Source organism: Novosphingobium sp. 11B (genome assembly GCF_054589055.1).
The window spans coordinates 1-4399 of the sequence record NZ_BAAILP010000080.1 but is presented as its reverse complement, the minus strand read 5'-3'; the positions used below and the strand labels follow the sequence as shown (position 1 = coordinate 4399).

The 4399-nt window shown below is 64.0% G+C and carries 4 protein-coding genes; all 4 read left to right on the top strand.

The window, feature by feature from the left end; translation table 11 throughout:
• Positions 1–490: 490 nt before the first annotated feature.
• From ACYPYD_RS07240 to ACYPYD_RS07225, 4 genes are read left to right on the top strand one after another with little or no spacing between them, the layout of a single operon-like run.
• Positions 491–1708 (top strand): hypothetical protein, encoded by a 1218-nt coding sequence (locus ACYPYD_RS07240; protein WP_459662622.1) that lies wholly within the window; start codon positions 491–493, stop codon positions 1706–1708.
• Positions 1709–1720: 12 nt separating this feature from the next.
• On the top strand, positions 1721–2551 hold the full coding sequence (locus tag ACYPYD_RS07235; RefSeq protein WP_459662621.1) for a hypothetical protein: 831 nt from the start codon (positions 1721–1723) through the stop codon (positions 2549–2551).
• A gap of 12 nt (positions 2552–2563) precedes the next feature.
• Positions 2564–3124 carry a hypothetical protein gene (locus tag ACYPYD_RS07230; RefSeq protein WP_459662620.1) on the top strand — a complete coding sequence of 187 codons (561 nt, stop codon included), beginning with the start codon at positions 2564–2566 and terminating at the stop codon, positions 3122–3124.
• Positions 3121–3972 (top strand): hypothetical protein, encoded by an 852-nt coding sequence (locus ACYPYD_RS07225; RefSeq protein ID WP_459662619.1) that lies wholly within the window; start codon positions 3121–3123, stop codon positions 3970–3972. Before ACYPYD_RS07230 ends, ACYPYD_RS07225 begins: the two co-directional genes overlap by 4 nt.
• Positions 3973–4399: the final 427 nt, after the last annotated feature.

The window sequence follows — 4399 nt, the reverse complement described above, 5'->3', positions numbered from 1 at the left end:
GGCTGCTGTCCCATGCTTTCACGGCCATTGACCAGTACTCCTCGCTTTCCGTGAGCTGGAGTTCGCGGCTACCCTTCGAATTTGTCAAATCTGCACGGAATTTGAGTCAGACCCAGTTTTGCGCGCCGGTTGACACGGACCGTCTGCACTTGAGACTCCACAGTAGGCTCTTAAACGGCGACAATGGGTCGGGATCGGCGAATTCTGGGACATTCCTGCTGTTCGCCGGCGACGTGGCGAACGGCGGATCTTATGGCAGGCTCCGGGCGAGCCGAGTCGGCTTGCTGACATTCGTTCATCCGGATTTCGATGATCCTCTTTGCCCGCGACAGAAAAACAGGCAATTCTCCTGGTCACATTACTCCGATCTGGATGCATTCTGCGCGGACGTTTTCTCTACACAACTTGCCGCGACTATGTTTTATTAACCCCCTGCTCGCGCGCGAATGGGGATTCGAGGTAAAGCGGGACGCGGGCGTCGGGGGGCGACATGAGACTGCTCGCAATATTGGGCCTTGGCCTTTGTCTGGGCGGCTGCGCGACAACCAAGCCGCTCGATGGTGCAGACATGGAGTATCGCCTGCCGCGCACCGACGCGATCGTGGCGGTGACGATGACGATCAAGGATTGCGACACGTTCCGCGTCGACGGCTCGATCGCGGTCACGCCGCAGGCGGGAGCCGGAGCCAAGGCGTTCAGCATCCCCGCCTCCAGCCTGGCGTCGGCCCGGGTCAAGCGTTCCTTCAAGATCACCAGGAATGGTAACGACGTGCTGATCGGGATCAATAGCACGGTCGCCGACCGGACACCGCAGATCGCCGGCAATGTCCTCAAGACGATTGCGACGCTGCTGCCCGTGCTGGCGGCGGCGCCCGTCACGACGGTACCGCAGTGCAATGCCCTGACGCGCTCGCTCACCGAACGGTCGAAAGCCCTGACGGAGCAGCTCAAGAACCTGAACGCGCCGCCCGCAAGCGGGGCTCCTGCCGCAACGCCGGCCGAGACCAAGGCGAAGGGCGACGACATCGATGCGATTTCCAAGCAGCTGGCGGCGGTCAAGACGGCGTTGACGATTACCTTCAACGTACCGGTCACCTTGCCTGAAGCCAATCCGGGGAACGGTGGCTCGGCTGCGGCGTCGGCGATGGTCAAGGATCCGTTCGGGGCTTGGTTCGACAACTACACGGCCGACCAGGTGACCAACCTCTATGGCCTCGCCTGGACGATCAAGCCCGACGCGACCACCTATACCCCCGTAGTACCGCTCCACCCGCGCAATCCTTCGCGCGACTGCGGGTTCAAGGTTCCGATCCCCTATGCGACCCGGGCGACGCTCGAGGTCGTCGGTAGGGGCGAGAAGGTCACGGATCTGCAGAAGACCCTGGTCGTCTATGTCGGGCAGTGGGATTCGCGCGAACTGTGCATCGACGCGGGGTTCGGCGAGACGCGGACCAACGAGCTAGCCTTCGACGATTATGGCCGCATGACCTCGGCGAACTGGTCCTCGGAGGCGCGGGCAGAAACGATCAGCGGCGCGATCTCGGGGTCGGCCAGCGACATGGCTACTGTGATCGGAACGATCGCCCCGACGACGGTTAAGGCCCAGAAAGCCGAGATCGACGAGCTTCAGACCCAGCAGAACTACAACAAGATCAAGGCGTGCGAGGCGGTGATCAAGGCCGGGGGATCGACCTGTCCGAGCCAGTGAGGAGTGACCTCGATGAAGAACATCGCGCTCATCAGCGACTCGGACGACGTCTCGCGTGCGCTTCTCGACCAGATCTGCGCGGCTGTCGGCAAGCAGCTGGCGGGCGATGTCGCCAGGCATTGGCCCGTCACCGGCACGATCGCGACCTTCGGCACGCTGATGGAAATGCCGGCGGGCTATAGTCCGATCGTTATCAAGGACAGGCTGCCCTTCGAAAGCGCCGTCGGTGCGCACTGGACGGAGAGCGGCGATGCCTTCGCAGTCGTGCTCGGCACCTCTGACCCCAACGAGGTGTCGGTTGCGGTCAGCCATGAGGCGATCGAGATGATGATCGACCCCAAGGGTGAACTGCTCCGGCCGGGGCCGAGCCCGGTCGCAAGTCAGGGACAGGTGCAGTTCGTCGTCGAGGTGTGCGATCCGGTACAGGACCGTGACTGCGGCTATCGCATCGACGGCATCCTGCTGTCCGATTTCTGCACGCCAGCGTTTTTCAGCGACGGATCGGCACCCTTTTCCTCGCAGAAGAACATCGCGGGCCCGCGCGCGCTTGCAGCCGGCGGCTATATGTCCTGGCTGACGGCCGACAACCACATCTGGCAGGGCTCCGGCCTCGGCCCCGCTTTCGCTGCGACTGACAAGGGGCCCTATGATCCGACCCTGCCTATCCGCTTCCAGACCGATCGGCTGGGCGCTGAACAGACGCTCGCGGCGATCCGCAACTCGGGCAGGCGCCGCAAGCCGTTCGGAGCGAAGCGGCCTTCAGGCAAATATGATCGCAAGCTCGCGATCCTGGACCGGCTCGATCAGTTGCTCGCGCAGCAGCCGGCAACAGCATTGGCATGAGGAGGTAGGACCATGGCGTTCAGGATCATAGGCATCATTCTCGTTATCGCGCTGATCGCCTGGGTCGTCGCCGCCTTCGTCTTCTCGTTCGGCGCTCATCCCGCCCCCAACATGCTCGGCATCGGCAGTGCGTTCGAGGGCAATCTCCAGCTGCCCGCGGAGAAGATCGCGAAGGCGTTCGCGGATGCGCGGGCGAAGATGCTCGAGGTCAATGCGACCGGCAGCCACCTCAAGACAGCGAGCGCGATCGGCGCCTGGCTCAGCTTTGCCGCCACGGCCGGCATTACGCTCATCATCGGCTTCCTCGGCCGCCCGCTTCCCGCGCTCGCGGGACAACCCGACACGAGCGGCCTGAGCATCCCGCTCACTCGCACGATCGGGCTGCTTGCGGCCGCGGCGGCGGTGCTGACCGCTTTCGGCAGTCTGGCAGCAACGAAAGCGGAGGAGCATTTCAAGCATGCCGACGAGCTGCGCACGACGATCGTCCAGTCGCGCAAAGCCGTCCTCGACGCCAAGACGGCGGATGAGGCGCAGGCGGTGCTCGACGACCTCGCGCTCAAGATGGGGCGATGAGACGCTGGTGGGCGTGCGCATGGCTGCTATCGCTTGCCTCTTGCGTGCAGGAGGCGCCGCCGCTTCCTGAACCAACGGCATTGGGCCTCGCCGAGGCGCCGACCGAGCATGTCATCGCGGGCGCCGCGATCCGGAAGGCCGCGACGATCCTCGGACCCGACGCGAAGATCAAGCTCTACCCCGGCTGGCGGGGACGGAAGCGCGGCGTTGCGATCTATACCCTGACCAGCGACAGCCTGGCGGCGAGCGAAGTGATCGGCACCTATGACGAATGCGGCTGCATCCTGTTGAGCAACGCCCGGCTAGAGGCGTGGCTGGTGGGCGAGATGGGCACCGGCATCGGCCGCCTCGACATCGATCGGACCTCGCTGCTCACCTATATGTTGCTGCACGAGGCGGGACATGTCGCACAGGGCAACACGCCGTGCGGCCTCGCCCTCAGCGGTGGCGCCGCGAGCGCAACGGTCGATGCCCGGCTCAACATGACCGACACCGCGCAAAAGGTCTGCGAGCGCGCCGCCGACCGCTATGCGTCCGAGGCGGTTCGGGCCGCGCTCGAGCAGAAGGGCTCGGACAGGGGCATCGCTGCCGCACAGGTCGCGATCGCGCTGTCCGAACTGGCCTTCAACCTGCAGGCAAAGCGAATGCTCGACCGTTTCGGCGAGAATGTCATGAGGAGCCCGTCGCTCTTCCGCGATCTCGGCCTGTCGCATCCCAATCTCGAATGGCGGATCCTTTCCGCCAACGCGATGATCACGCCCAGCCCGACCTCGGAGGAGTTGCTTCAGGCGTTCGAGACGGCCCGCACCGAGGGGCCGATCCTTTTGAAGCTCTCGCCACCGTCATGACGTAGCGCCCACGGACGGTGTCCCACCGATGGCTGCGATCATGCTGGCGTGAAGCCTGGTTGGCTGCGGCAACGCGCCTGCCGATATCGACGATGTGCCGGCGCGCTATGGGCTTGCCCGGCTCGTAATGGCAAATCCATCGCGCAGGTAGCTGGTACAGATTGGGGCTCCGATCTGCCTAACTTCCGCATGCGGCAAGGCAAGGCTGCTGTTCCGCTCCTGGAGAGCGGAAATCGGCCGCTGAGCATCCGACATGGGTCGATCAGGCTGTATTCTCACTCGCAACTTCATCGCCAGAAATCAGCGCCCCGATCCGTTCGAGCGTGGCAAGGATCATTGCCTGTTCCCATCGCGGCAATTGGTCGAAACCCCGACCAAAACGCATCTGCAAAGGAAACGGCAGGTCGCTCAGTCGTTGACGGCCTTC